This window comes from Pseudoalteromonas espejiana DSM 9414 (assembly GCF_002221525.1).
GTDB classification, from domain to species: Bacteria; Pseudomonadota; Gammaproteobacteria; order Enterobacterales; family Alteromonadaceae; genus Pseudoalteromonas; species Pseudoalteromonas espejiana.
On record NZ_CP011028.1, the window covers coordinates 1,425,322 to 1,451,051 of the forward strand.

A 25,730-nucleotide genomic window follows, 5' to 3' on the forward strand; every position below is an offset into this window, starting at 1 on the left:
AATATTTAAGCGTTAAGTTTAAGCGAAATTAAACACACATTTATACTTAATACGTAGCGAGTTAACTATGATAATATTTGCTTTTAGCTATAGTATATCAAGGTTTTATGGCGCAGATTATTGCCAACCCAAGCTGGTTAGGGCGTTTTTTTACCCGTATTAAATACGTGACTATTGAGCAAGCTTCGCTGGTGGTTTATTTTAAAAACAAAACCAGTTATTCATACCCAATAGGCGAGTTTACTAACTTTCCTCAACTTAAAAAAGCACTCTTTAGCAGTAAAATTACGTTAATAACTAATAAAAGCACCGTTATTAGTTTTTTAAACAAGCAACAAGCAACAAGCCTTAATGATCAATTAAACGTGTTAGTTGCAAGTTCACTAGAGCAAAAAGTGAATAAAGCAAAAACTCTCTTAAAACAATACGCAACGAGTGAATACCTACGCGATAGCAATATACCCATACTCAGTAAGTCGGTATTCTCACTTGCTCAACAATTTAGTAGCGCGCCTGCGCTATGGCAGCAGTACTTAAGCCCGGTAAACGTTAAATTTTTAACTATTTTAAATAGCGCAGCCACAACCGAGCTTGCTGTTGCTGAGCTTCGCCAGCAGTATGAGCAAAAGCAACTCGCTATTAAAGGCGACTTTTATAATAAAGTAGAGTCTAATCCACTGACTCTTGAACAGCGCTTAAGTGTTATACGCGATAACGATAAAAATTTAGTACTTGCCGCTGCGGGTACAGGTAAAACGTCAGTAATGATTGCAAAGTCATTAGATCTAATTGCACATAACACCGTAAAACCCAAGCAAATATTAATACTTGCATACAACAAAAATGCAGCTAATGAGCTAAAAGCGCGCTTTGAGCAGCGAGCTAAACATGCGGGGCTAAATATTCAAGCGCCGAGCATTTTAACTTTTCATGCACTTGGGCTTAAATTGCTACAAAGCGCTGAACAATCGCCTGTGGTTTCTAAATTTACCACTAACCCCATGTTACTTAACCAATGGCTTACTCAGTGGGTGAGTAATAAAATAAAGTCAGATCCCGCATTTTGTAAAACCTATATTGATTTACTCTACGAGCTTAAAAATATAGTAAGCCACAAACCTGAATCGCATCACACGCAAACAATTAAAAACAGCCAATATCAATCGCTAGCGGGTTATAAAGTGCAGGGGTATCAGCAGCTATTAATTTCAAACTGGTTGTATTTATACGGTATTGACCATAATTATACGCAAGGTGAAAGTACTGATTTTTATTTACCTAAATATAATATTTACTTAGTCCACTTTAATATTGATAGGCAAGGAAATCCCCTTTTTGGTATTAAAAAGGCAAGCTACAGTGAGCAAATTAAACACTTACGCAAACAGCATAAACAAAACAATACTCCTCTAATCGAAACGTTTGATTACAACTGGCAAGAGGGCAAACTTGAACAACGTTTAAAAGCACAACTGCAAAAACATAAAGTAGTGGCCAATTTTATTGGCGAGCAAAAAGTATATGAGCGCTTAACAAGTACAGGGCAACTAAAACAAAGTATAGAAAAATACTTAAGCTGCTTAAGTGCAATCCGAGTAGAGCAATTATCAGCCTCGCAACTGGTTGAGCGTATTAAGCAAAGCGGTATTAAAAACCACAAAAATTACGCTACGTTATTATCAACTATACATAGTGCATATACGCAGGAGCTTAACACCCAAGGCGCTATTGATTTTGACGACATGATTATTAAAGCCGCTAACTTAGTTAAAACGGGTAAAGCGGTTGTGCCATGGAGCCATATTTTAGTAGATGAGTTTCAGGACATTTCACGCGCTCGTATGGCGTTTTTGAATACACTAATAAAATATGGTGACAATATTCGCTTTACCGCAGTAGGAGACGACTGGCAGGCTATTTATCGTTTTTCGGGTGGTAAATTAGCATTTACAACGCGCTTTAATAATTTAGTGGGTAGCCATACGCTCACTATGTTGCAAAAAACGTTTAGGTATAACAATAGTATAAGCGAGATAGCGGGGCGTTTTGTAATGCAAAACCCCGAGCAGTACAAAAAACAAATAACAACACATACACAGGTGCAATCTCCACAAGTTATTTTGCTCGACGATATACACCAAGGCAGTAAATCGGTGGCAGAAAAAGTGCAGCAAACCATTGCCACAATAAATAAAAATAATAGTGCAGCAAGTATTGCAGTGATTGCGCGGTATCGGTTTTTGCTCAATGGCGTACAAAAACATTTAGAGCCTAAACCGGTGTCAAACCCTGTGCACTTTTGGACGCTTCATGGTTCAAAAGGGCTAGAGGCTGACTACTGTATTATTATTGGCTTTGAACAAGGTAAGTTAGGTTTTCCAGGTGAGCACCAAGGTAACAATTTAGTTGAGGCACTTTTGCCAGTACAAGATAAATACCCTCATTCAGAAGAGCGTAGATTACTGTATGTAGGTATTACTCGAGCTAAACATAAAGCGTATTTAATTGCCGACCCCCACGCGTGTTCAACATTTATTAGTGAGTTAATTAACGACAATTACCCCATACATATTGCCTCCAAGCTATTTAACAAACCACCTAGTTAAGCAATACACTTTTTAAAAGCGCTTGCATAGCTGAGCCGCAGTAGTGGCTCTATGATTTTTATAATATTTTTATACCCCCAGACTTATTGGTACACTGCGCCAATAAGTATATTAAAGTAATACAGAGCAACTATGATAACACCAATTAAAAAACCTAAGTTACACCAATATATAACCGCACTCCTTGTTATGGGGTGTTCGTGCTTTGTATCGGCTCAGCAGCAAAATCAAACCTTAGTATTGGCTGGCAGTGATTATACAAAACTTGCGCCCAACACCGCTTTGTATTTACTAAATACCAATACTATTAATGACATTGCCAGCAAATGGCCTAATAAAAACGATAAAGCAAAATCTGCCACAGTTAAAAGCTTAAACACATTACTTAAAAAAATACCCAGCGAGAGCGTTTTAAAAAGTAACTTATTATGGCAATGGCGCGACAGTAATAACGAGCAGCTAAATAGCTTAACCAAGCAAGAGTTTAATTTTGTATTCGATATGCTTGAACAGCCAAGCACAGCAAAAAATACAAAACAAAATGAGCAATTAAATAGTATTTCGCAATTTATTGTGGGCAGTTTAAAAGTTGCAAGCCCAAACCCAACTATGTTGCTGGTAAGCGCAGCACAGCGCGACCCCTATGCACAAGTGGCTGGGCTAAAGCGTTTATTACCCGCTAATGTTACTAGCCAATGGCTAGCGTTAACGCCAGCACTTGCTAAGGCAATTACTCAAAATACATGTAATGAGCTGCCAACGCTTAGGCAAACTCAAATGGCTGTATTTAACAGAGACAAAGTTTACCCTGCGCTTACCCAAGCAGAGCAAGCGCTGTGTAACAAAGGCGTACCTGCTTTAGTAAACTTAATAAAAAGTAGTACTGGTATATTATTTAGCGATGGCAATAGCGAACGCGTTCAAAAGGTACTTTTTGATAATAACAACAAGCCTTACCCATGGACTGCCGCAATTAAATCGCGCTCAGTAATTGTTGGCTTAGGGGCAGGTAGTAAAGTACAAGGTGCAAAGGTTTATAGCTCAAAAATTAATAACGTAGATGCGTTACTCAGTGACAATAAAGCAAATTCAGCGGCAATAAAAACGGGTGTAAACACCTTTAAATATGGCCTGCTCGATACGCATTTTAGTGAGCAAAATCGCACTTTTAATTTAGCGACGGCGCTTAAAAGTAATACAGTGCAAGGGTTAAATATTAAAAACGGCTTTGGGGTAGACAAAAACACGGCGCTAGTTGTGATCAAATCTAACCAAGGTGATTTAATAACCGTTATAGGTGAAAGTGGTGTAGTACATTTAAATACGACCAAGCAAGCTGATACTTACAGTTACTCTTATTGGCCTGCAGGCAGTGTAATAAATATTACCAATAATACATTTTCACTAAGTGAGCGCACCATTAGCCAAGCACTTCCTAGTGTTAAAATACCCCCTTTACCGGTTCAGCGTTTTGGTAATATTTTAACCGATACAAAACTGCGCTCACTTACCCAAGCTATGTGCCTAAGCCAAGAGCAAAGCGCCGTAGGCCAGCAAGATGAGTTTTTAATAAACCTAACAGCTACCGACAGCACGCTTTATTACCGAGTTAACGCTACACAATATGGCTGTGCAGTAAGTAACTTAAATATAAGCGTAAAAAGCTTTTAATATTAAGCAATTGTTGTAATACCTAATTGCTCGTAAGCGAGTGTTACAAGCTCGTTATTAATTGGCTGCGGCGTTAAATCAACGCCGTGCTCTAGCTGCTCTACTATTGTTTTAAGTAACTGAATGCGGGCAAACCATTTGTGGTTGCCTGCTATTAAATGCCAAGGGCTCTTTAGTGTAGAGGTGCGTTTAAACATTGCGTTAATTGCCCGCTCGTACTTTGTCCATTTTTCTCTGTTTCTAATATCTTCAGCGGTCAGCTTCCAACGTTTTACAGGGTTATTTAAGCGTTCTTTAAAGCGCTTTAATTGCTCGGCTTTATCTATGTGTATAAATAATTTGATAATTTTTACGTTATCATCGGCTAGCGTGCGTTCAAATTCATTTATTTCTTGATAGGCTCGTTGCCATTGACACTTACTAGCAATCCCTTCTACTCGCTCAACTAATACTCGACCATAATAGGAACGATCAAATATAGCCAAAGTGCCAGAGGCAGGTAATACCAATCCGCAATAATACTTAATCATTTTGCGGGGGCTAAACGTGTCGCTATCTGTGTTAAAAAATTCTTATTTAGAACAACTAAACAGCGAATTTTTTGCCTAGCTATCAACACGTTTTTCCATCCTCAAAATAGCTTACTTAATTAAGCGAATTGGTATAAGCTTTTTTTGAAAGCGATATAAATAATGCTTACTTTGCTCTTCACTCGAAGGTGCTGTAATGGGGTAAACCCGATAACCGCGTGGATCTAGTTTTTCGGTTAAGCGCCTAATAGCTCCGCCTTTGCCGCTAGCATCCCAGCCTTCTATAACAATAATTGCACGCAAACCTTGCCTAAAATAAGCCTGTTGAATATGCAGCATACGTTTTTGGAGTTGTTTTAATTGCTGCTTGTATTCTTTGCGGTTACTAATAGTTTGCGATAAATCAACCTCGGCTAAGCAGGGGCAGGACGTACTAAGCGTAATTTTTGATGGTTTAAACATAACCACTCCTTAGTGCATTTATATAAGCTAATAAAAGTAAAAGTTTATAGCTGCTTGTAACTAAGGTTAGTACTTATCAGTACAATTTTAAGCAAAAGGTTTATGTTTATATTCATGGGCTTTAAAATAGTGCCAACGTTAATTTAAATGCTGTGATTTGTGCAGCAAAGAATAAGAGCATTATTTATGAGTAACGAGCACGACATAATAGACAACCTAACAGATCTAGAAACTTTTTTAGTCATGGTAGAAAGTGGCGGTTTAGGCTTAAAAGGTGTATCGGGTGTTGGCATGGCTACTAGCAATAAAGATGGCAGCCACTTTGTCGCGGTATTTGACGACAAACAGCAGCTATTATTAGCGCGTGGCATTACTACAGAAGTGTTTGAAAATGGTAAAGACATGGTTCGAAATGGGGTAGGGCGTAAGCACTAAACTCTATAATTAAAGCGCCATAAGGCGCTTTAATAAAATCACTTAACTTAACTTTAAAGCCTACCCACTTGTTTTGACTTAATGTCGGTTACAATATTATTCTCAAATCTAATTAGCACAATATACATTCCACCAATTGATCCTTTGAGCTTATAGGTAAACTCTTCTTTTTTAACTAACTTATCACCGTTACCTATATCAACCGCATCATTTAAAACGTCTTCATAAATAGGCGTACCCACAGTCGCAATAATATCAGATTTAGTTTTTCCGACGCTCAATAGGTTTCCGTTATCAAGCCTAAAGCTACCTTTAGCAAATACAGTGCTGGAAACAAAAATAAACAAAAGGAATGTAAAAACACTAAGCTTTTTCATCTGTTACCCTCTATTACGTGGAGTTAAATGTTATGTATACAACGTAAAAAGAGAAAACAACAGTAAAAGGAGATAATAAGCGGGAGTTTAAATGGTCGGTATGGAGAGATTCGAACTCTCGACCCCTGCCACCCCATGACAGTGCGCTACCAAGCTGCGCCACATACCGAACGTTGTTTGCAATAGTACGTATATTTTATTAAAAATCAATAAGTGATTGTTTGTTTGCGTGTTTATTGCGCAAAAGGCTTGAAAAACCACAGTTGCGCACACATTATAATTTAGTCTTTATTTAACCATTGGTTGATCGATTCGTACATTTCGTCCCGTATTAGCGGCTGTGCGTCTTTGTTAGGGTGTAATTGATCTCTTTGCATTAGCTCTGGCTTACCCGCTATATTTAATACAAAAAAGTTCATTAGGTGCACGTTTGTTTTTTCACTGACTTGTGTAAAACTGTCGGTGAACATTTTGCTGTAACGGGGTCCGTAGTTTGGTGGAATGTATATTTCCATTAACGATACCATAGCATTAGCTGCTTGGCTTTTTTCGATTAGACTCGTTAAGTTTGCCTGCATTTTTGTTACCGGAAAACCACGCAAGCCATCGTTTGCACCGAGTTCGATTAGTACGTGGCTTGGCTCGTATTGCTCTAGTAAGGCATCTAGCCTTCGCAATGCGCCTCCAGTTGTTTCGCCACTAATACTGGCATTAACTAGCTCTATATTACGTTGCTCTGCATCGTATTTATCTTGTAACAATTTAACCCAGCCTTGCTCTTGTTTAAGCCCATAGGCTGCACTTAAACTGTCTCCAAGTATTAAAATCGTGTTGTCTGCTGCTGCACTAAGTGGTTTGATAACTAAAAATAAAACGAATACAAAACGTAGGATTGAATGAGTCATATGTCAGCGCTTTCTCAATTAAATATTATTCAAGTAAATGGTTTGTCTAAAGTGGTTTCTACCTTTGAAGGTGAGTTGCCCATCCTCAGCGACATCAGCTTTAATGTCAAGCACGGTGAGTCAGTCGCTATTGTTGGCACGTCGGGTTCAGGTAAATCTACGTTATTAAGTTTATTAGCGGGGCTTGATACTGCAAGCAGCGGTGAAATAACCCTAGACGGCGAACCTTTACACCAACTAGATGAAGAGCAGCGTGCGGCACTACGTGCTGAAAAAGTCGGTTTTGTATTTCAGTCTTTTATGTTGGTACAAAGTTTAACCGCGCTTGAAAACGTAATGCTACCCACTGAACTTGCCGGCGAAACCGACGCAAAAGAGCAAGCGCTCGCTTTACTTGAAAAAGTAGGCCTGAGCCACCGAGTTGATCATTACCCATCGCAGCTTTCTGGAGGCGAGCAACAACGTGTTGCAATTGCCCGTGCGTTTATAGGCACCCCTAAAATTTTATTTGCCGATGAGCCATCAGCAAATTTAGATAGTAAAAACGGTAAAATGGTTGAATCGTTATTATTTGATTTAAACCAGCAGCACGGGACCACCCTTATTTTAGTAACCCACGATGAAGCTCTCGCGCAAAAGTGCCAACACATAGTACAAATTGAAGCCGGCCAGTTAGTTAAAAACTCAAAAGAGGAAATAACGAATGTGGGCTAAGTTAGCACTTAAATTATTCGCCCGTGAATTTCGCCGTGGTGAGCTAACGGTAATAAGTGCAGCAATTGCTTTGGCTGTACTAACAGTACTTACGCTTTCTATGGTAACTGAGCGAATAGGGCAGAGCATTACGCAAAAAAGTAGTGCGTTTATAGCGGCCGACCGTGTTCTTGCGAGTGCTCATAAGCTTGATACTGCATTTATTACCAAAGCAAAAGAGATGAATCTGCAAACTGCACAAATGGTTTATTTCGATACTATGTTATTTGCCAATGACGAAATGCAATTTAGCTCTGTTAAAGCGGCCTCTAACGAATACCCGCTGAAAGGGGAGTTAAAAGTAAAGTCGTCTTTACTTGGCGAAACGGTGGTTGCTCAAGGTGGCCCAAAACCTGGTAATGTGTGGTTAAGTGAATCTGTTTTTTACAGTTTAAACATAGATATAGGAGCACAAGTAGAACTAGGCGCTGCGCTATTTAATGTTGAAAAAGTAATAGTAGAAGAACCAGACGCGCCGTTTAATGTGTTTTCGAGCAGCCGAAGAGTGCTTATAAATATTGCTGATGTAGCTAAAACAGAGGTAGTGCAGCCGGGCAGCCGTGTAAACTATCGACAATTATACGCCGGTGATGAAAGCGACATTACAAGCTTTTACGAATGGTTAAAGCCACAAATGGCTGAAAACCAACGCTGGTATGGTGTAAAAGACCGTCAATCGCCAATTTCTAATAGCCTTAACCGAGCAGAAAGCTTTTTACTATTGGCTGGCCTACTCGGTATTATTTTAGCAACCGTTGCTATAGCGGTATCGGCTAAACGTTATTGTGAGCGCCAATACGACCCAGTAGCAATGATGAAAACTCTAGGCGGCAGCCGAGCGTTAATTCGTAAAATATATTTTATGCATTTGCTGATGGTTTGTACCATGGCCGTTATTGTGGGTTTAGCTATTGGTTATGGCTTACAAGAAATAGCTACACATTACTTAGCTCAAAGCATGGATATGGAATTGCCAATGGCGGGCTTTAAACCTTGGCTGGTGGCTATAAGCACAGGTGTTATTTGCGCTGTTATGTTTTCTATTAAGCCCTTGCTTGATTTATTTGATATCCCACCACTTAGAGTACTGCGCCGAAATTTAGGTGACCGCCTAGCAGTGAGCCGTGTACATTTAGGTTTAAGCGCTTTGACCGTATTTTTATTAATGTGGCTATTTAGTAACAACATTAAAATCACGCTTATTTTATTTGTATCTACCCTTGCCCTAATTGGGGTGTTATTTGTGGTGTCTAAATTAATATTTGGTGGCGGGCGTAAGTTAGGTTTAAAACCTGGTAACAGTTGGTCATTGGCTATTGCCTCTATTCAAAAGCGCGCTAATGTAAATGCAGTTCAGCTGATCAGCTTTTCGTTAGCAATTAAGTTATTGCTGTTTTTAATTGTGCTTAAAAACGACATGATTTCTGATTGGCAATCACAACTGCCAGCCGACGCACCAAACGCATTTTTAGTAAACATTACACAAAATGAGTTAGAGCCAGTTAATAACTACTTAGCCGAAAACGATATTTTAGTGTCTGACTTTTACCCAACTATTCGTGGGCGTGTTAACGCGGTAAATGGTGAGCATGTTGCACGTAAAGTGTCGCTGCAAGACAACGAGAAAAAAGATGAAGAAGCTCGCTCAGGTATTGGCCGAGAGCTTAACCTTACATGGCTTAAAAATGTGCCTGCACAAAACGAAATTATAGAAGGGCAGTGGTTTGACGAAAACGCCATTGGTGAAGCATCGGTTGAAGAGTCAATGCTTGAACGCCTAGATGTAGAAATAGGCGACACACTAACATTTTTAATTGGCGCGCAATCTTTCGATGCCAAAATTACCAGTGTACGTAAGGTAAATTGGGCCACCCTTAAACCTAACTTCTTTATTATTTTAAGCCCCGATGTATTAAAAGACTTTCCGGCGACGTACATTTCATCAGTTCGTATTGAGCCTGAGCAAAAGCAAGCATTTAGCCAGCTATTGCGTACTTACCCAACTATTACGGCCATTGATGTAGACAACTTTGTTAAACAAATTCAATCTACAATCGAGCAGGTATCCCTAGCAATTGGTTTTGTATTAGCCATTGTCGTATTGTGTGGTGCGCTTGTACTTATATCGCAGATGCAGGCAAGCCTAGGTGAGCGCATGCAAGAAATAGTAATTTTACGAACGCTAGGTGCTAAAGGGCGCTTAATTAAAAACGCGACCTTATATGAGTTTTTACTTTTAGGTGGTTTAGCGGGTTTTGTAGCGGCACTGTTTAGCGACGTCGCATTATTAATTGTGCAGCAGCAAATGTTTGATTTAGCAGGTAAGCTTCATCCTACAATTTGGCTTGTTGGGCCTGTGTCGGGAGGCGTATTTGTAGCCGCACTTGGCTATTTTATGATTGCCCGTAAGCTTAAACAAAATACTCAAGGGTTAGTACGCGCATTAGCTTAACCTTTAACTTATAACTAAAAACGCCCGCAAACACTGCGGGCGTTTTTGTTTTTACGCGCCACTGGTAATTTATACAGTGCTCTGGCATTATTACCGCTATTGAAAAATAACAATAATGAGTGTGCTGTTTGGCCATTATTTTAGGAATAGATCCTGGTTCGCGATTAACAGGGTACGGTGTAGTTGCTCATCAAGGTGCAAAATTTACCTATTTAGGGAGCGGGTGCATAAAATTAGCCGAGCACGAATTTCCTATTCGCTTAAAAATGATTTACCAAGGGATCACACAAATAATTGAGCAATTCTCGCCAGAAACTTTTGCCATAGAAAAAGTGTTTATGGCCCATAACCCTGACGCCGCACTTAAGCTTGGTCAAGCCCGAGGCGCTGCTATTGTAGGGGCGTCTATGGCTGAGTTACCTGTATTTGAATACTCTGCACGGCAAATAAAGCAAGCCGTAGTAGGTAACGGGGGCGCTGATAAGTCTCAGGTACAGCATATGGTTAAAAATATTTTAAAATTACCCGGCACTCCACAAGCCGACGCTGCCGATGCACTTGCCATTGCTATTTGCCATGCTCACTCAGAACAAAATTTAATTAAACTAGCGGGTAGCGCAAGCAAAACCGTTAGAGGACGTTTAAGGAAATAATTATGATTGGCCGCTTAAATGGCATTTTAGTTGAAAAACAACCACCTGAAATTTTATTAGAAGTAAGTGGTGTGGGTTACGAAGTACAAATGCCAATGACCTGCTTTTATGACTTACCAAACATTGGTGAAAACGCCATAGTTTACACCCATTTTGTAGTACGCGAAGACGCGCAATTGCTATTTGGTTTTAATAATAAAACTGAGCGAGCCTTATTCAGAGAGTTGTTAAAAGCCAATGGCGTAGGGCCTAAACTCGGTTTGGCCATATTATCGGGTATGTCGGCGCAGCAATTTGTAAGCTGTGTAAATAACGAGGATGCAACCACCTTAGTTAAGCTCCCGGGTGTTGGTAAAAAAACAGCTGAGCGCTTAGTACTTGAAATGAAAGACCGATTAAAAGATTGGGGTAACGACTTATTTACGCCATTTAGTGATAATGCGGTTATAGAGCCCCCTAGTGATGCGACTATTGCTAATAATGCCGCAGACGACGCCGTATCGGCACTGGTTGCACTTGGTTATAAATTGCCACAGGCTCAAAAAGCAGTAAAATCGGTAAGTAAACCTGATATGTCTACTGAGGTTCTTATTAAAGAATCTTTAAAATCAATGTTGTGAGTAAACCATGATTGAAGCTGATCGCTTAATTGACGCGAGCGAAAAAACCAACGAAGACACCATAGACCGCGCAATAAGGCCTAAGCTTTTAGCTGACTATAAAGGTCAGCCGCACGTTAAACAACAAATGGAAATATTTATAGAGGCAGCGCGTAGCCGCGGTGAAGCGCTTGATCATTTATTAATATTTGGTCCTCCGGGCTTAGGTAAAACAACACTTGCTAACATTGTTGCCAATGAGCTTAACGTAAGCATTAAAACAACCTCAGGCCCTGTGCTTGAAAAAGCCGGCGACTTAGCAGCGCTACTCACTAACCTTGAAGAGGGTGATGTACTGTTTATTGATGAAATACACAGGCTTAGCCCACAAGTTGAAGAAATTCTTTACCCAGCAATGGAAGATTACCAACTTGATATAATGATAGGTGAAGGCCCAGCCGCACGTTCTATTAAGCTAGATTTACCCCCTTTTACATTAATAGGGGCTACAACACGTGCAGGGTCGCTAACTTCTCCGCTAAGAGACCGCTTTGGTATAGTGCAGCGCTTAGAGTTTTACTCAGTAGCTGATTTATCTCACATTGTAGGGCGCTCAGCCCATTACCTCGATTTAGAAATGTGTGACGATGGCGCTACTGAAATTGCAAAGCGCTCGCGCGGCACGCCACGTATTGCCAACCGTTTGCTACGCCGTGTTCGCGACTATACACAAGTAAAATCAGACGGTACCGTTAATGCAGCAGTTGCCGAACAAGCACTTGATATGATTGATGTAGATAAAAGTGGTTTTGATTATATGGACCGAAAATATTTACTCGCTATTATCGAAAAGTTTATGGGTGGCCCCGTTGGTCTTGATAACTTAGCCGCCGCCATAGGTGAAGAAAAAGAAACCATTGAAGATGTAATAGAGCCTTTTTTAATTCAACAAGGGTTTATACAGCGCACTCCTCGCGGGCGTATTGTGTCAGATAATGCATACCACCACTTTGGTTTACTCCCCAAGCAAGACTAACCTCTATACCCAGCCTATAGCTGCAAAGCTATAGGCAATCCTCTTATTTAATCAGGGCGTGTTGAGCTTTGATGGTTGAATTTGCAGCAGTGTGTTTGGTTTTTAGGCAAGGCGGAGCCTATGAAGTGTGGTTATTCCCAATAAATAGGCGATAACGCAGCATAAATACCAAACATGCGCTGCCCTTCGGGTTCTGCCTAGGGGCGTTAAACTCTTTGTTGCCTACATGGATGTAGGTAAGGGGCGTGAGCAGGACGCGGAAGCTTTGCTCGGTTTTTACTTAGCCCACTAGGTTACAAACCTCGCGCCGCGATTTAATCGCCCCTAGATTGAACAAATTTCAATCCGCAAAGGTCAACACGCCCTAGGGCGTGTTGATCTTTGTTGAAAAAGTAAACGGCATAGCAACAAGGTATAATTGGTTTCGCCAAAAATCAAACATACCACCGAGAACGGATGTTGCTATGCCAAGAACAATGTTAACAGATAAACGCTGGTTAAAGCTCAAAGAATTAATGCTCAATAGTGGTCGAGTTTATAATAAATTTGACCACCGAATGACGCTAGAAGGTATTTTGTATCGAATGCGCACAGGAATTCCTTGGCGAGATTTACCACCACACTTTGGGCTTTGGAGTACTGTGTTTAGGCGCTTTAACTTATGGTCTAAGAAAGGCATTTTAAATACTATTTTTAAACATTTAGCCCTCATCACTGATTCTGAATGGCTATTCATTGATGGCAGTATTGTGCGAGCACATCAACATAGTAGTGGTGCAAAGAGCGACAAAGATGAGTCGATAGGTAAAAGTCGGGGTGGCTTTTCAACTAAGATTCATCTGGCCGTTGATAGCTATGGATACCCAGTACACTTTGAATTAACAGGTGGTCAGCGAAATGACTTTGTTATGGCAGAAAGCCTAATAAAACATTCGCCTAAAAGTGACTATGTGATTGCTGATAAGGGCTACGATAGCCAATCAATTCGTGACTATGTAACTGAGCATGGAAGTGAGCCACTAATCCCTCGGCGTAAAGATAACACCAAGAAAAACAATGATATGGATTGGGATCTATACAAGTATCGACACTTAGTTGAAAATGCGTTTGCACGAATAAAGCACTTCAGAGCAGTATCAACTCGGTACGATAAATTAGAAAGGAACTATGCATCAATGGTTTCATTAGCATTCGCTATTATGTGGTTATCGATGCATACCTGACTAAAATACAAACAAAGATCAACAACCCCTAGGGCGTGTTGAACTTTGCGGATTGAAATTTGTTCAATCTAGGGGCGATTAAATCGCGGCGCGAGGTTTGTAACCTAGTGGGCTAAGTAAAAACCGAGCAACAAAGAGTTAATCGTCCCTAGAAAGGATCCAAAGGGCAGCGCATGTTTGGCATTTATGCTGCGTTATCGCCTATTTATGTGGAATAACCACACTTCATAGGCTCTGCCTTGCCTAAAAACCAAACAATCTGCTGAAAATTTAACCATAAAAAATCAACACGTCCTAGGGGTTGTTGATCTTTGTTTGTATTTTAGTCAGGTATGCATCGATAACCACATAATAGCGAATGCTAATGAAACCATTGATGCATAGTTCCTTTCTAATTTATCGTACCGAGTTGATACTGCTCTGAAGTGCTTTATTCGTGCAAACGCATTTTCAACTAAGTGTCGATACTTGTATAGATCCCAATCCATATCATTGTTTTTCTTGGTGTTATCTTTACGCCGAGGGATTAGTGGCTCACTTCCATGCTCAGTTACATAGTCACGAATTGATTGGCTATCGTAGCCCTTATCAGCAATCACATAGTCACTTTTAGGCGAATGTTTTATTAGGCTTTCTGCCATAACAAAGTCATTTCGCTGACCACCTGTTAATTCAAAGTGTACTGGGTATCCATAGCTATCAACGGCCAGATGAATCTTAGTTGAAAAGCCACCCCGACTTTTACCTATCGACTCATCTTTGTCGCTCTTTGCACCACTACTATGTTGATGTGCTCGCAACAAATATATTAGTTAGTTAACTTTCATTCAGTTTGTTGCAAATGTAATCAAAAAATTAAAATCATTTTGTAATTCACTTAACGTTAAGACTGGCGTGGCTATGCTGCGTACCAATAAAGCTATTGCGGCAAGAATTCGCTATTTTTTACTACCTTAAAAATCCGGTTATTTACATTAAACCTCAGTTAGCATGGTAGTAAAATTTAGGCAAAAAAAAGCCCGCATATAATGCGGGCAAACAACAAGTTGAAGGAAGTAATCCAGGGGAACTACGTTTTACTTAATAAGGTTTTATCCAAAAAGAGTAAAACAATGTAATACGATTTAAAAATCCTATTACTAAGAACTGGGCTTAATGAAAAAAGATTTCATTGTGTGCGCTAGCTCGGTATGGGTGAATAATACGTAAGAACCATTTTTTGTTCAAACTAGAAAATTTAAAATTTCAGATAAAAAAAACTAATCTGATGAATTTTATTGTTGTTTAAAAGTTGTTCGTTAATTTAGTGTTAACTTTATAAGTTTATGATATTTAATGAATAACTGGTCTGAGTTGTATGGCGTCAGTATTAGTTAAATTAGTTCGTTAGTTGAAGCTTAAATTACTTTTGCGTGCTTATTCACTTTTAATGAATAAACGGTGCGTTTTATTAAGTTTTCTGCGTATATTTACGCACTTTTGTAGTAATTAGTTGTTTTTTATAAAGTGTAATTGTCGTGTTTTAGAAACAAACCCGAGATTTACCGTAGATTTAACGTTTTTTGTTGCCAATTCATAGCAATATCGTTGTCAGCATTAAATTGACTCGATACACTAGATGCAACTATTGGCCGTGTTAACGGTCTTAAACAAAATAACCAATATGACGTTTTTTGAAATTATTTAGGAGTTTAACGTGGGATCAGGGCTTAATTTTTTAGATCTAATTCTAGAAGCCAGTTTGCTTGTGCAATTAGTGATGCTAGCGCTAGTGGCAATGTCTGTTATGTCGTGGGCAATAATTTTTCAGCGTAAAAAAGCAATCAACGAAGCCTTGTCTAATGCCAAAAAATTCGAACAAAAATTTTGGTCAGGTATCGATTTAAGCAAGTTATACAACGAAATTTCATCTCGCAGTGGTCAATCTCACGGTATTGAAGCACTATTTACCTCAGGCTTTAAAGAGTTTGCCCGCCATAAAAAGAATACTTTTCAAAGTGCTGGTATTGTGATGGAAGGTACGCACCGCTCTATGCGTGTGGCGCTTTCGCGTGAAATTGAAAAACTTGAATCGAGCTTATCGTTTTTAGCCACAGTGGGTTCTATTAGCCCTTACATCGGCTTATTTGGTACTGTGTGGGGTATCATGAATGCATTTATTGCACTAGGTGAAGTAAAGCAAGCAACCTTACAAATGGTAGCGCCAGGTATTGCTGAGGCACTTATTGCAACAGCAATGGGCTTATTTGCGGCTATTCCGGCAGTAATTGCTTACAACCGTTTTGCAAATAAAGTTGAAAAGCTAGAGTCGCATTATATCAACTTTATGGAAGAATTTGCCAATATATTACACCGTCAAGCAGCTACCCAAATAGAGGCTCAAGCGAATGTATCAGCGTAAGAAGCGCCGTCCGGTCGCAGAAATTAATGTAGTACCTTACATTGATGTAATGTTGGTACTGTTAATTATATTCATGGCAACAGCACCGCTTATTACTCACGGTGTAAAAGTTGATTTACCAAAAATGGAAGAGTCTGATTTAGTTGATACTAAAGACACGCCACCTATTATTGCCTCAATTGACTCTGCGGGTAAGTACTATGTAAGCGTAGGCACCGACCCAGAAGAGCCAATGGAAGCATTAGATGTGGCAGCCGTAATTAAGCTACAACTAATGAAAAACCCTGATGTGCCAGTAATGATTAAAGGCTCTGGCAAGGTTTCGTACCAAGAAGTATTGTTATTAATGGACTTTTTAAAGAATGCTGGCGTACCATCTGTGGGTTTAATGACAGAATCCTTTGAGGGGACACAGTAGTAACATGAATAGTTCTATAATCAAGTCGGTACTTTTGCATTTAGGTTTAGGGGGCTTTTTGTGGGCAACTGCAAATATTCACCCGCCTGCACCTAAAGTAATGGAAGTGACACTTAATTCGGCTATTCCTGAGCCTGACAATGCAGTATCGGCAGTAACTGTTGATCAAAAGCAAGTTGAGCAAAAAATTGCTGAATTGCAAAAAAAAGAAGATTCAAAAAAGCGTGCAGAAGACAAACGCATTCGTGACTTAGAGCGCAGAGCAGCTAATGCACGCAAACAGCGTGAAGCTGAAGCACGCAATATTAAAAAGCTAGAGCAACAGCGAAAGGCTAAAGAGAAAGAAAAAGCACAAGCTGAGGCTGAAGCTAAAAAAGCACGTGCAATTGAGCAAAAAGAGCGTGCTAAAGCTAAACAAGCCGAAAAGCAAAAGCAAGAAGCTGAAAATGCAGCAAAAGCCGCTGCAGATAAGCGCAAAGCCGAAGAAGAAGCACTTAAAAAAGCAGAAGCCGAGCGTAAAAAACGTGAAGCTGAAGCAAAAGAGCGTGCAAAAGAAGCAGAGCGTAAACGTCAGCAAGCATTGCAAGAACAAATGCTACAAGAGCAACTTGCTAAAGAACAAGCCGCTCGTAGTAAAATTCGTCAGCAACAAGTGGTGAGTGAAGTTGATAAATACCGTGCATTAATTATGGCGCGCATTCAGCAAAACTTACTTATTGACGAAAAAATGAAAAACCAACAGTGTCGAGTAAATATTCGTTTAGGGTTTAATGGTTTAGTAACGCAAGTTAAATCGTTAGGTGGTGATAAGCTTGTGTGTGAGGCGGCATTAAGAGCTGTGCGCATGGCCGATACATTACCTGTATCTAAAGACAAAGACGTATTCGAACAACTTAAGAATATTAATTTAACAATCAAGCCAGAATTTTAAAGGAATGATATGTTCAGCAAAATTAAAGTAGCCTTTTTAGTTATATTATTGGGGTTTCAAGGTGTTGCAAATGCGGCACTTGAAATTGTAATAACCGAAGGGGTAGATGGTGCACGGCCAATTGCTATTGTGCCTTTTAAATACCAAGGTGTTGGTCCAATTCCACAAAAACTAAGTGATGTAATTGCTGCCGATTTAATGCGCAGTGGTAAGTTTAAACCGGTCGATATTGCACAAATGCCGCAACAACCAAGTAAAGATGGCGAAATTGATTACGCCGCTTGGGTTAATAAAGGTGTAGAAGCCGTTGTTGTTGGTGAAGTTGAGCAGCAAACAGACGGGCGCTACTTAGTACGCTATGAGTTAGTTGATGTTATTCGCGGGCAAATCACCGGCGGACAAACAAAAATGATGACGAATGGTAAATTAGTACAAAGCCAAGACCATATTTTAGAAGCGCGTGAAAGCGTAATTGGCCAAGCTGGTTTTCGTCGTTACTCACACCGCATTAGCGACGTAGTTTATGAAAAGCTAACCGGTGAAAAGGGCGCGTTTTTAACTAAAATTGCTTATGTAATTGTGCGTGAAGACGATGCTAAACCTTACCAGTTAGTGGTTGCCGATTACGATGGCTTTAACGAGCAGGTGCTACTTCGCTCAAAAGAGCCGTTAATGTCGCCAGCATGGTCGCCAGATGGGACTAAACTTGCGTATGTAACGTTTGAAAACCGCCAAAGCCAAATTTATATCCAAGATTTATATTCAGGCAAGCGTGAACTTATCACAAGCTATCGTGGTATTAACGGTGCACCGCAGTTTTCGCCAGATGGTAAAAAGCTATTATTAGTGCTTTCAAAAGATAAAACCGGTGCTACCGAAGTTTACGTTTTAGACTTAGCTACCCGTAAAGAAACACGCCTTACACGCCACCGTAGTATAGATACTGAACCATCTTGGTATCCAAATGGTCAAGATATTGTGTTTACATCTGAAAGGGGTGGTAATGCCCAGATTTATAAGTTAAATTTAAGAACTGGTAGGTCACAAAGATTGACCTTTGACGGCGATATGAACCTAGCGGGTTCAATAACGCCAGACAGTAAAGAATTAGTGATGGTTAACCGTACCAACGGGCAGTACCATCTTGCTAAGAAAGAGCTGGCTACAGGTGCGTTCCAAGTTTTAACACGAACACGCCTTGATGAATCACCGAGCATAGCGCCAAACGGTTCGATGATCATTTATAGCACGCTTCATAACAATAAACAGGTACTCGCGCTGGTATCGATGGACGGTCGCTTTAAAGCACGCTTACCCGTGCTAGACGGACAAGTAAAGGCGCCAGCTTGGTCGCCATATTTACAGTAATATTTGCTGGTTTACTCAAAAATAGGAATCTACTCAATGCAACTTAACAAAGTACTTAAAGGCCTGCTAATCGCTGTGCCAGTAATGACATTAGCCGCTTGTAGCTCATCTTCAGATATTGATGAAGGCGCAGCTAACCAATCAAACCAAAGTGCTGTTGAGCAATCAACAAACACAGATACAGTTGAAGTAGCAACAATTTCACCTGAACAACAAGCAGAAGAGCAACTTCGTCAAAAGTATGAAGCGCTTCGTCAAGAGCAAGTAATTTACTTCGACTTCGATAAAGCCACTGTTGAGAGCAAGTACGCAGAATTACTTCGTGCACATGCTGAGTTTTTAGTTCAAAACCCATCAGTTAAAGTATTAATTGAAGGCCACGCTGATGAGCGCGGTACACCAGAGTACAACATTGCACTAGGTGAGCACCGTGGCCAAGCAGTAGAAAAATACCTACAAAGCTTAGGTGTTTCTGCAAGCCAAATGTCAGTAGTTAGCTACGGTGAAGAGAAGCCAATGGTTAAATCTCGCACTGAGTCAGCTTTCGCTAAAAACCGCCGTGCGGTACTAGTTTACTAAGATAAGAGATATTATGAAGCCGAAAATTATTTTGGCAGCCATGATATTGAGCGGGAGCACCCAAGTTTTGGCTGCTCCCGCTCCTGTTTCAGAAGCTGCAAGTTCACAGTCGAGCATAGAGAAGCGTTTAGCATCACTTGAAAACATGATGCAGTCGCGAAACTTATTACAAGTTGAATTACAGCAACAACTTAACTTACTACAAGATGAAGTAAGCCAAATCCGTGGTGTTACTGAAGAACAAAGTTACAAGCTTGAAAAAGTACTGCAACGCCAGCGTGAGCTTTATCAAGAAATAGAAAACCGTGTAAGCCAAGCTTATACACAACCTGCTGCTGCGCCTGCAACTGATTATACGCAACCAAGTGATGCACAAACCTATAGCAGTGACTTATCTGAAAACGAAGCTTACGAACGCGCTGTAGCGCTAATAATGAAAGATAAACGCTACGATCAAGCTATTCCTGAGTTTCAAACATTTTTAACTACGTATCCTAATTCAGTATATGCATCTAATGCACACTATTGGCTTGGGCAATTACTTACTATTAAAAATGACGGTGTTAAGGCAAGCGAGCACTTTAAAGTGGTTGTTAATGAGTTTCCAAATTCAAATAAACGCCCAGATGCCATGCTAAAATTAGGTACGCTTTTACAAGAGCAAGGTTTAAATCAAGACGCACAAAAAATATTGGGTGATCTAATTAACCAATATCCAAGTACAACTGCAGCAAAGCTTGCAACCGAGCGCTTAGCTAACTAGTCGATGAGCAATTGATTTAAGCAGCTATTTTGGTGCTTAAACTATATAGAAATACTCGGCGAATCTTGTATTTGCATGTAGTTTGAGCACAAACGCTTTAATTTTGCTCACCTAGACATAAAAACTTAAAAAAAGAGACATTTTCGGTTGCACTCATTTTATAAATAAGTATTATAAGCGCCCGCAGCAAACGAATGGTTACCCCACTCAAAATGCGGCAAAAAGAGCGGGTCATTAGCTCAGTTGGTAGAGCAGTGGACTTTTAATCCATTGGTCGATGGTTCAAGTCCATCATGACCCACCATTCTTTATTTGTTTAAGTAAAGCATGGTTTCTATCGGCGGATTTACGCAGTTTACTTTTAGAGTAAACAACCAGAGCGGGTCATTAGCTCAGTTGGTAGAGCAGTGGACTTTTAATCCATTGGTCGATGGTTCAAGTCCATCATGACCCACCATTCTTTATTTGTTTAAGTAAAGCATGGTTTCAATCGGCGGATTTACGCAGTTTACTTTTTAGAGTAAACAACCAGAGCGGGTCATTAGCTCAGTTGGTAGAGCAGTGGACTTTTAATCCATTGGTCGATGGTTCAAGTCCATCATGACCCACCATTCTTTATTTGTATAAGTAAAGCGTGGTTTCAATCGGCGGATTTACGCAGTTTACTTTCAGAGTAAGCAATCAGAGCGGGTCATTAGCTCAGTTGGTAGAGCAGTGGACTTTTAATCCATTGGTCGATGGTTCAAGTCCATCATGACCCACCATTCTTTATTTGCATAAGTAAAGTGTGGTTTCAATCGGCGGATTTACGCAGTTTATTTTTAGAGTAAACAACCAGAGCGGGTCATTAGCTCAGTTGGTAGAGCAGTGGACTTTTAATCCATTGGTCGATGGTTCAAGTCCATCATGACCCACCATTCTTTATTTGTTTAGATAAAGCATGGTTTCAATCGGCGGATTTACGCAGTTTACTTTTAGAGTAAATAACCAGAGCGGGTCATTAGCTCAGTTGGTAGAGCAGTGGACTTTTAATCCATTGGTCGATGGTTCAAGTCCATCATGACCCACCATTCTTTATTTAGGTAAGGTTTGGTTCAATCGGCGGATTCACGCAGTTTACTTTTAGAGTAAGCAACCAGAGCGGGTCATTAGCTCAGTTGGTAGAGCAGTGGACTTTTAATCCATTGGTCGATGGTTCAAGTCCATCATGACCCACCATTCTTTATTTGTTTAAGTAAAGTGTGGTTTCAATCGGCGGATTCACGCAACGCTTTTTCTTATAAAGCATTTAGAGCGGGTCATTAGCTCAGTTGGTAGAGCAGTGGACTTTTAATCCATTGGTCGATGGTTCAAGTCCATCATGACCCACCACTTCTAAAATCTTCTTTTTCTTCCTTATTTTATTTAATTCAGTTTCTTATTTTTATTTATAAACAGCATGCTCAGATAGCTGTTATTTAGCCCTGTATTCTCGTATAATTTGCCGTAATTAATGCACTGTAGATGAAGTGGTCGAGAACATGAGTCTAGCTCAAACTATTATGCCAGAAGGTTATATCTTTCCTCCTAAGCCAGCCCCGTTAACACAAGACGAGCAAGGCGAATATAAAGCGCGTATTAAACAATTACTGAAAGATAAAAATGCAGTACTTGTTGCGCATTATTATACTGATCCTGAAATTCAAGCACTTGCCGAAGAAACGGGTGGCTGTGTTGCCGACTCATTAGAAATGGCACGCTTTGGTGCACGTCATGATGCCGACATGATAATTGTTGCTGGCGTGCGTTTTATGGGCGAAACCGCAAAAATTTTAACGCCAAATAAAACCGTTGTTATGCCAACACTTGAAGCAACCTGTTCGTTAGACATTGGTTGCCCAATTGATGAGTTCTCTGCGTTTTGCGATCAGCACCCTGAGCGTAAAGTTGTTGTATATGCAAACACATCGACAGCGGTTAAAGCGCGTGCAGATTGGATTGTAACCTCATCGTGTGCGCTTGAAATAGTTGAACACCTTGATGAGCAAGGCGAAAAAATTATTTGGGGCCCAGATAAGCACTTAGGTAGTTACATTCAAAAAAATACCGGTGCTGATATGATCATGTGGAATGGCGCATGTATCGTACACGACGAATTCAAAACGAAAGCACTTAAAGACATGAAAGCGCTGCATCCAGATGCTGGCGTGTTAGTTCACCCAGAGTCGCCAGCTGAAATAGTTGCACTTGCAGATGCGGTAGGTTCAACAAGCCAACTAATTAAAGCGGCACAAACAATGGACAACGAAAAGTTTATTGTTGCTACTGACCGCGGTATTTTTTACAAAATGCAGCAGCTATGCCCAGAAAAAGAGTTTTTTGCAGCCCCAACTGCCGGTGAAGGCGCGTCTTGTAAAAGTTGTGCACATTGCCCATGGATGGCAATGAACGGCTTAAAAGCGATTGAAGAGGCGCTAGTAGACCCACAGGGTAAAGAAGTATTTGTAGATATGGATTTACGCGAAGGTGCACTTAAGTCACTTAACCGCATGTTAGACTTTACAGCCAACATGGCAAAGTAAATAACACGCTGTATAAAAGCGGTTAAACCAGCTGGTTTAGCCGTTTTTTTATGCCTTTTATATATTGCTGATTGATAAGTAGGCAGTTAACGGCGCAAACTTAAAAATGCCTTGCACCTATGTTACCTATTTCATACTATAACGCGCTGTTGCAATGCAACACCGTGGAGGAATGGCTGAGTGGCTGAAGGCGCACGCCTGGAAAGTGTGTTTAGGTTAATCCCTAACGAGGGTTCGAATCCCTCTTCCTCCACCATTATTTAAAAGCCCAGTATTTATACTGGGCTTTGTCGTTTTAAAATCCTACCGATTGAAGTGCTTTTATTAGCTCATGTTTTTCTATAGGCTTAGAGATATAGCCGTCAAATAGTTGAGCATACAAACGCTTTTGTTCACTCAATACATTCGCAGTCAACGCTAAGATAAGTTGTTTGCTGTTTTTATTTTTAATTATTTTACACGCTTCTAAACCGTTCATTTTAGGCATTTGAATATCCATTAAAATAATGTCGGGTTCGTGTACTTCATATAATTCAACGGCTTCAATACCATTGTTGGCAATAATAATGTTTGCACCTGTTGCCTCCATAAATGAAGATGCTACAAGCTGGTTTATTTTGTTATCTTCAGCAATCAGCACTGTTTTGTTGGTTAGGTTAGGTAATACCAGCGCAGCATCGTTTGCTTTTACAGCGCTTGCTTGGGCTTTAACCAGTGGCAGTGTCACAGTAAATTGGCTGCCACTACCTAACTGGCTACTTACGCTAATAGTGCCATTCATTAATTCGACCAATGATTGGGTGATAGCCAAACCTAGGCCTGTTCCACCATATTCACGAGTGGTTGATTTGTCTGCCTGTTCAAAGCGCTCAAATAGCCTTTCTAAGGCCTGCTGAGAAATACCTATGCCTGTGTCAGATACTTTAAAACTTAGGGTGTCTTCACCTTTTAAGCTCACCTGCATTGATACAGAGCCTTCGTTGGTGAACTTAATCGCATTAGAAATTAAATTTAAAAATATCTGCCTAAGCCTTACGGGGTCGCCAATCCAATTGTTGTGCTCAATATTATTAATAATTTCAAGATTTATGTTTTTCTCGTTGGCGGGTATTAATAAATCAGACTCTAAATGATGCATTAATTCATCTAGCTCAAAAGGTGTTTCTTCTATTGAGAGCTTTCCTGCCTCTATTTTCGAAAAGTCTAAAATATCGTTAATAATGGTTGTTAGTGAGCGAGTGGAGTAAATTGCTTTTTTTAAATAATTTCTTGCTTTATCTGGTAGGTTTTCTTCTTGAAGTAGTTGCAACGTACCAAATACACCGTTCATTGGTGTTCTTATTTCGTGGCTCATATTGGCTAAAAACTCAGATTTAGCACGCGATGCATGTTGCGCTTGCGATATCGCGTTAGCAAGGGCTTGTTGCTGTTCAATATGGCGTGTTAAATCGTACGCAATACCTAAGTAACCAACGGCTTCACCTTTATTATTTAAAAGCTTAGTAACACTTAAATTTACTTGTGTTTGTTGCTGGTGCTTGTCTACGTAAGTCCACTGGTTTGTATTTTTATTATTTAATTGTGCTTGCAGTAAAAATATATCAAAGCTTAGCGCTACCTTTTGGCCTTGCTGTTTTGTGAGATCATCAATGAGTGTTTGAATTTCACTGTCTAAATGAAATATAAATGGAGTAAATTTACCTATTACTTCACTGGCTGTGTATTTTAATAATTTTTCTGCCGCAGGATTAAACTCACTAATTAACCCGTCTTTGTCTGTTGCAATAATAGAGTAGTGTGCACTGTCTAGAATACTTCTTTGCAGGGTGGTTATTTCTTCTAATTGCTGAGTACGAGAGTGAACCTCAGACTCTAAATTTTGGTTAGCGTGTTGTAATGCACGTTTATGCTCTTTTTCCATATTTAAAATTATGCGATTTTTTTGCGCCTTTTTATAAGTAATGAGTTGCAACGCAAGCAGCGCCATCATAATTAACGCAGTAAGTAATAAGCCGCTCATTAAAGGTTGGTAGCTTTTTTTAAGGTGTGAGCTTTTTAAAAATGATTGTGATGCCTGTAGGTTTATTTTCCACTGCCTACCCATCACTTCAATTGTTTTACTACTTGCATAAGGTGTACTTAGGGATTTATCTCCTAAATTAAAAAACTCAACGGTTTGTGTATCTGTCACATCGCTAATACTTAAAAAGTTAGCACCAAACTTATCGAGTGAGCTTAAAATGTTATCAATTAATAACGGGGCGTAGGTCCATCCGCTTAATTGAGCCAGTCGCTGTTTAGGCTGCATTGCAACAGTAGCTGTATTGTAAACAGGTAAAAGCATTAAAAAACCATGCTGGGCTTTTTGATTTGCTTGAACGAGTGTTAAGGGTGCTGTGAGTGCTAGCCCGTTTGCAGTTGCTGCATTAAGTGCTGCGCTTCGGCGGTTTTTTTCAGAGCCAATGTCTAAACCAATGGCGGCTAAGTTTGGTTGCTCAGGAAATATATACTGAATTATAAAGTGTGAATTGCCATGCTCAGCTATTGTTTTTAGCGCAAATTGATGGTCGGGGCGTTCAGCTTGTGCAGCTTCGATAAAAGAAGCTAATTGGTTATCTGCTACTTTTTTAATAAAGCCTATACCACCAGCACCAGGAAACTCCTGTGCATAATTACGGCTACGTGAGTAGTTTTTTATAACGTCATAATTAATTTTATCATGAGGTAACGCACTTATAAGCCCTTTAAGCCCGCTTAAGCCATAACCATATAATTCAAGGCGCTGTGAAATACCATTTGTGATGTATTGAAGGCGTGTGTCTAGGGTTTCTTTAATTTGGCTAGTGAGCTGTTGGTCAGCTTTAAATTGATAAAATATACTGCACACAACCCCTAACAGCATAATAATAACTTGGCTGGTAATGGAGGTTTTTAACCCTTTAACTGCAGAGTGTGGCGCCGCCATTAACTAATCCTTTTATATAATACGTATTTAAGTATTCACCAC

The 25,730-nt window shown here is 40.0% G+C and carries 21 protein-coding genes, 10 tRNA genes and 1 pseudogene; 25 read left to right on the forward strand and 7 right to left on the reverse strand.

From position 1 onward, the window contains the following. Positions 1 to 107: 107 nt before the first annotated feature. Positions 108 to 2,606, forward strand: coding sequence for a UvrD-helicase domain-containing protein (locus PESP_RS06595; RefSeq protein ID WP_089347311.1), 2,499 nt, complete (start codon positions 108 to 110; stop codon positions 2,604 to 2,606). A gap of 132 nt (positions 2,607 to 2,738) precedes the next feature. Beyond that, a complete protein-coding gene (locus PESP_RS06600; protein WP_089347312.1) occupies positions 2,739 to 4,277 on the forward strand; it encodes a type 1 glutamine amidotransferase family protein in 1,539 nt (512 codons plus the stop codon). 2 nt (positions 4,278 to 4,279) lie between these two features. On the opposite strand, the gene PESP_RS06605 is transcribed toward PESP_RS06600, so the two are convergent. Continuing rightward, positions 4,280 to 4,807: a polyphosphate kinase 2 family protein gene (locus tag PESP_RS06605; RefSeq protein WP_089347313.1), complete on the reverse strand. Its 528-nt coding sequence runs from the start codon at positions 4,805 to 4,807 to the stop codon at positions 4,280 to 4,282. Between the two features lie 111 nt (positions 4,808 to 4,918). Next, positions 4,919 to 5,269 carry a polyphosphate kinase 2 family protein gene (locus PESP_RS06610; RefSeq protein WP_089347314.1) on the reverse strand — a complete coding sequence of 117 codons (351 nt, stop codon included), beginning with the start codon at positions 5,267 to 5,269 and terminating at the stop codon, positions 4,919 to 4,921. A gap of 186 nt (positions 5,270 to 5,455) precedes the next feature. Here PESP_RS06610 and PESP_RS06615 point away from each other — a divergent pair, with 186 nt between their 5' ends. Further along, entirely contained in the window at positions 5,456 to 5,704 is a 249-nt protein-coding gene (locus PESP_RS06615) for a hypothetical protein (protein ID WP_089347315.1), read from the forward strand. Between the two features lie 53 nt (positions 5,705 to 5,757). Here PESP_RS06615 and PESP_RS06620 read toward each other — a convergent pair whose 3' ends face one another. The 3 genes from PESP_RS06620 to PESP_RS06630 form a co-directional block, all read right to left on the reverse strand. Then, a complete protein-coding gene (locus PESP_RS06620; RefSeq protein ID WP_089347316.1) occupies positions 5,758 to 6,081 on the reverse strand; it encodes a hypothetical protein in 324 nt (107 codons plus the stop codon). 92 nt (positions 6,082 to 6,173) lie between these two features. Further along, positions 6,174 to 6,250 (reverse strand) — tRNA-Pro (locus PESP_RS06625). 112 nt (positions 6,251 to 6,362) lie between these two features. After that, entirely contained in the window at positions 6,363 to 6,986 is a 624-nt protein-coding gene (locus tag PESP_RS06630) for an arylesterase (protein WP_089347317.1), read from the reverse strand. Here PESP_RS06630 and PESP_RS06635 point away from each other — a divergent pair, their 5' ends adjacent. The 6 genes from PESP_RS06635 (at position 6,987) to PESP_RS06660 (ending at position 13,702) form a co-directional block, all read left to right on the forward strand. Then, complete coding sequence (locus PESP_RS06635) at positions 6,987 to 7,700, forward strand: ABC transporter ATP-binding protein (protein ID WP_089347318.1); 714 nt, start codon at positions 6,987 to 6,989, stop codon at positions 7,698 to 7,700. Continuing rightward, positions 7,690 to 10,191, forward strand: a complete 2,502-nt coding sequence (locus PESP_RS06640) for an ABC transporter permease (RefSeq protein ID WP_089347319.1) — start codon at positions 7,690 to 7,692, stop codon at positions 10,189 to 10,191. The genes PESP_RS06635 and PESP_RS06640 overlap by 11 nt, the downstream gene beginning before the upstream one ends. Before the next feature lie 128 nt (positions 10,192 to 10,319). Beyond that, on the forward strand, positions 10,320 to 10,844 hold the full coding sequence (gene ruvC / locus PESP_RS06645; protein WP_055018724.1) for a crossover junction endodeoxyribonuclease RuvC: 525 nt from the start codon (positions 10,320 to 10,322) through the stop codon (positions 10,842 to 10,844). Between the two features lie 2 nt (positions 10,845 to 10,846). Then, positions 10,847 to 11,464: a Holliday junction branch migration protein RuvA gene (gene ruvA, locus PESP_RS06650; protein WP_089347320.1), complete on the forward strand. Its 618-nt coding sequence runs from the start codon at positions 10,847 to 10,849 to the stop codon at positions 11,462 to 11,464. 7 nt (positions 11,465 to 11,471) lie between these two features. Next, a complete protein-coding gene (ruvB, locus tag PESP_RS06655) occupies positions 11,472 to 12,479 on the forward strand; it encodes a Holliday junction branch migration DNA helicase RuvB (protein ID WP_089347321.1) in 1,008 nt (335 codons plus the stop codon). Between the two features lie 464 nt (positions 12,480 to 12,943). Beyond that, complete coding sequence (locus PESP_RS06660; RefSeq protein WP_089346266.1) at positions 12,944 to 13,702, forward strand: IS5 family transposase; 759 nt, start codon at positions 12,944 to 12,946, stop codon at positions 13,700 to 13,702. Between the two features lie 326 nt (positions 13,703 to 14,028). Here PESP_RS06660 and PESP_RS06665 read toward each other — a convergent pair. Beyond that, positions 14,029 to 14,505, reverse strand: a pseudogene (locus tag PESP_RS06665) (IS5 family transposase); the annotation flags it as partial. Between the two features lie 893 nt (positions 14,506 to 15,398). Between PESP_RS06665 and tolQ the strand changes: the two are divergent. From tolQ to PESP_RS06745, 16 genes are all read left to right on the forward strand, one after another. Then, on the forward strand, positions 15,399 to 16,103 hold the full coding sequence (tolQ, locus tag PESP_RS06670; protein ID WP_089347323.1) for a protein TolQ: 705 nt from the start codon (positions 15,399 to 15,401) through the stop codon (positions 16,101 to 16,103). Then, the gene (gene tolR, locus PESP_RS06675) at positions 16,090 to 16,521 is read left to right on the forward strand and encodes a protein TolR (protein ID WP_089347324.1); all 432 of its coding nucleotides are present in this window, start codon (positions 16,090 to 16,092) and stop codon (positions 16,519 to 16,521) included. Before tolQ ends, tolR begins: the two co-directional genes overlap by 14 nt. Positions 16,522 to 16,525: 4 nt before the next feature. Further along, positions 16,526 to 17,452 carry a cell envelope integrity protein TolA gene (gene tolA / locus PESP_RS06680; protein ID WP_089347325.1) on the forward strand — a complete coding sequence of 309 codons (927 nt, stop codon included), beginning with the start codon at positions 16,526 to 16,528 and terminating at the stop codon, positions 17,450 to 17,452. Positions 17,453 to 17,461: 9 nt separating this feature from the next. After that, entirely contained in the window at positions 17,462 to 18,820 is a 1,359-nt protein-coding gene (gene tolB / locus PESP_RS06685; RefSeq protein ID WP_089347326.1) for a Tol-Pal system beta propeller repeat protein TolB, read from the forward strand. A gap of 36 nt (positions 18,821 to 18,856) precedes the next feature. Next, positions 18,857 to 19,399, forward strand: a complete 543-nt coding sequence (gene pal, locus PESP_RS06690; protein ID WP_089347327.1) for a peptidoglycan-associated lipoprotein Pal — start codon at positions 18,857 to 18,859, stop codon at positions 19,397 to 19,399. Positions 19,400 to 19,412: 13 nt separating this feature from the next. Continuing rightward, positions 19,413 to 20,162: a tol-pal system protein YbgF gene (gene ybgF, locus PESP_RS06695; protein WP_089347328.1), complete on the forward strand. Its 750-nt coding sequence runs from the start codon at positions 19,413 to 19,415 to the stop codon at positions 20,160 to 20,162. A gap of 228 nt (positions 20,163 to 20,390) precedes the next feature. Beyond that, positions 20,391 to 20,466: transfer RNA gene (locus PESP_RS06700), tRNA-Lys, on the forward strand. A 77-nt stretch (positions 20,467 to 20,543) separates the two neighbouring features. Then, a tRNA-Lys gene (locus PESP_RS06705) sits at positions 20,544 to 20,619 on the forward strand. A 78-nt stretch (positions 20,620 to 20,697) separates the two neighbouring features. Further along, positions 20,698 to 20,773 (forward strand) — tRNA-Lys (locus PESP_RS06710). 77 nt (positions 20,774 to 20,850) lie between these two features. Beyond that, positions 20,851 to 20,926: transfer RNA gene (locus PESP_RS06715), tRNA-Lys, on the forward strand. 77 nt (positions 20,927 to 21,003) lie between these two features. Next, a tRNA-Lys gene (locus PESP_RS06720) sits at positions 21,004 to 21,079 on the forward strand. A gap of 77 nt (positions 21,080 to 21,156) precedes the next feature. Continuing rightward, positions 21,157 to 21,232 (forward strand) — tRNA-Lys (locus PESP_RS06725). Positions 21,233 to 21,304: 72 nt separating this feature from the next. Further along, positions 21,305 to 21,380: transfer RNA gene (locus tag PESP_RS06730), tRNA-Lys, on the forward strand. Positions 21,381 to 21,457: 77 nt separating this feature from the next. Beyond that, positions 21,458 to 21,533, forward strand: a tRNA-Lys gene (locus PESP_RS06735). Between the two features lie 149 nt (positions 21,534 to 21,682). Beyond that, positions 21,683 to 22,723 carry a quinolinate synthase NadA gene (gene nadA, locus PESP_RS06740; RefSeq protein ID WP_089347329.1) on the forward strand — a complete coding sequence of 347 codons (1,041 nt, stop codon included), beginning with the start codon at positions 21,683 to 21,685 and terminating at the stop codon, positions 22,721 to 22,723. A 166-nt stretch (positions 22,724 to 22,889) separates the two neighbouring features. Next, positions 22,890 to 22,979, forward strand: a tRNA-Ser gene (locus tag PESP_RS06745). A 39-nt stretch (positions 22,980 to 23,018) separates the two neighbouring features. Here PESP_RS06745 and PESP_RS06750 read toward each other — a convergent pair. Next, complete coding sequence (locus tag PESP_RS06750) at positions 23,019 to 25,688, reverse strand: CHASE domain-containing protein (RefSeq protein WP_089347330.1); 2,670 nt, start codon at positions 25,686 to 25,688, stop codon at positions 23,019 to 23,021. Between the last annotated feature and the right edge of the window lie 42 nt (positions 25,689 to 25,730).

Excerpts from the sequence above, each read along its gene's own strand:
- tolB (WP_089347326.1), top strand. The coding sequence starts at position 17,462 with ATGTTCAGCAAAATTAAAGTAGCCTTTTTAGTTATATTATTGGGGTTT.
- ybgF (WP_089347328.1), top strand. The coding sequence starts at position 19,413 with ATGAAGCCGAAAATTATTTTGGCAGCCATGATATTGAGCGGGAGCACC.
- PESP_RS06635 (WP_089347318.1), top strand. The coding sequence starts at position 6,987 with ATGTCAGCGCTTTCTCAATTAAATATTATTCAAGTAAATGGTTTGTCT.
- tolR (WP_089347324.1), top strand. The coding sequence starts at position 16,090 with ATGTATCAGCGTAAGAAGCGCCGTCCGGTCGCAGAAATTAATGTAGTA.
- nadA (WP_089347329.1), top strand. The coding sequence starts at position 21,683 with ATGAGTCTAGCTCAAACTATTATGCCAGAAGGTTATATCTTTCCTCCT.
- ruvB (WP_089347321.1), top strand. The coding sequence starts at position 11,472 with ATGATTGAAGCTGATCGCTTAATTGACGCGAGCGAAAAAACCAACGAA.
- ruvA (WP_089347320.1), top strand. The coding sequence starts at position 10,847 with ATGATTGGCCGCTTAAATGGCATTTTAGTTGAAAAACAACCACCTGAA.
- PESP_RS06610 (WP_089347314.1), bottom strand. The coding sequence starts at position 5,269 with ATGTTTAAACCATCAAAAATTACGCTTAGTACGTCCTGCCCCTGCTTA.
- tolA (WP_089347325.1), top strand. The coding sequence starts at position 16,526 with ATGAATAGTTCTATAATCAAGTCGGTACTTTTGCATTTAGGTTTAGGG.
- PESP_RS06620 (WP_089347316.1), bottom strand. The coding sequence starts at position 6,081 with ATGAAAAAGCTTAGTGTTTTTACATTCCTTTTGTTTATTTTTGTTTCC.
- PESP_RS06750 (WP_089347330.1), bottom strand. The coding sequence starts at position 25,688 with ATGGCGGCGCCACACTCTGCAGTTAAAGGGTTAAAAACCTCCATTACC.
- PESP_RS06640 (WP_089347319.1), top strand. The coding sequence starts at position 7,690 with ATGTGGGCTAAGTTAGCACTTAAATTATTCGCCCGTGAATTTCGCCGT.
- PESP_RS06630 (WP_089347317.1), bottom strand. The coding sequence starts at position 6,986 with ATGACTCATTCAATCCTACGTTTTGTATTCGTTTTATTTTTAGTTATC.
- pal (WP_089347327.1), top strand. The coding sequence starts at position 18,857 with ATGCAACTTAACAAAGTACTTAAAGGCCTGCTAATCGCTGTGCCAGTA.
- PESP_RS06595 (WP_089347311.1), top strand. The coding sequence starts at position 108 with ATGGCGCAGATTATTGCCAACCCAAGCTGGTTAGGGCGTTTTTTTACC.
- PESP_RS06605 (WP_089347313.1), bottom strand. The coding sequence starts at position 4,807 with ATGATTAAGTATTATTGCGGATTGGTATTACCTGCCTCTGGCACTTTG.
- PESP_RS06600 (WP_089347312.1), top strand. The coding sequence starts at position 2,739 with ATGATAACACCAATTAAAAAACCTAAGTTACACCAATATATAACCGCA.
- PESP_RS06615 (WP_089347315.1), top strand. The coding sequence starts at position 5,456 with ATGAGTAACGAGCACGACATAATAGACAACCTAACAGATCTAGAAACT.
- PESP_RS06660 (WP_089346266.1), top strand. The coding sequence starts at position 12,944 with ATGCCAAGAACAATGTTAACAGATAAACGCTGGTTAAAGCTCAAAGAA.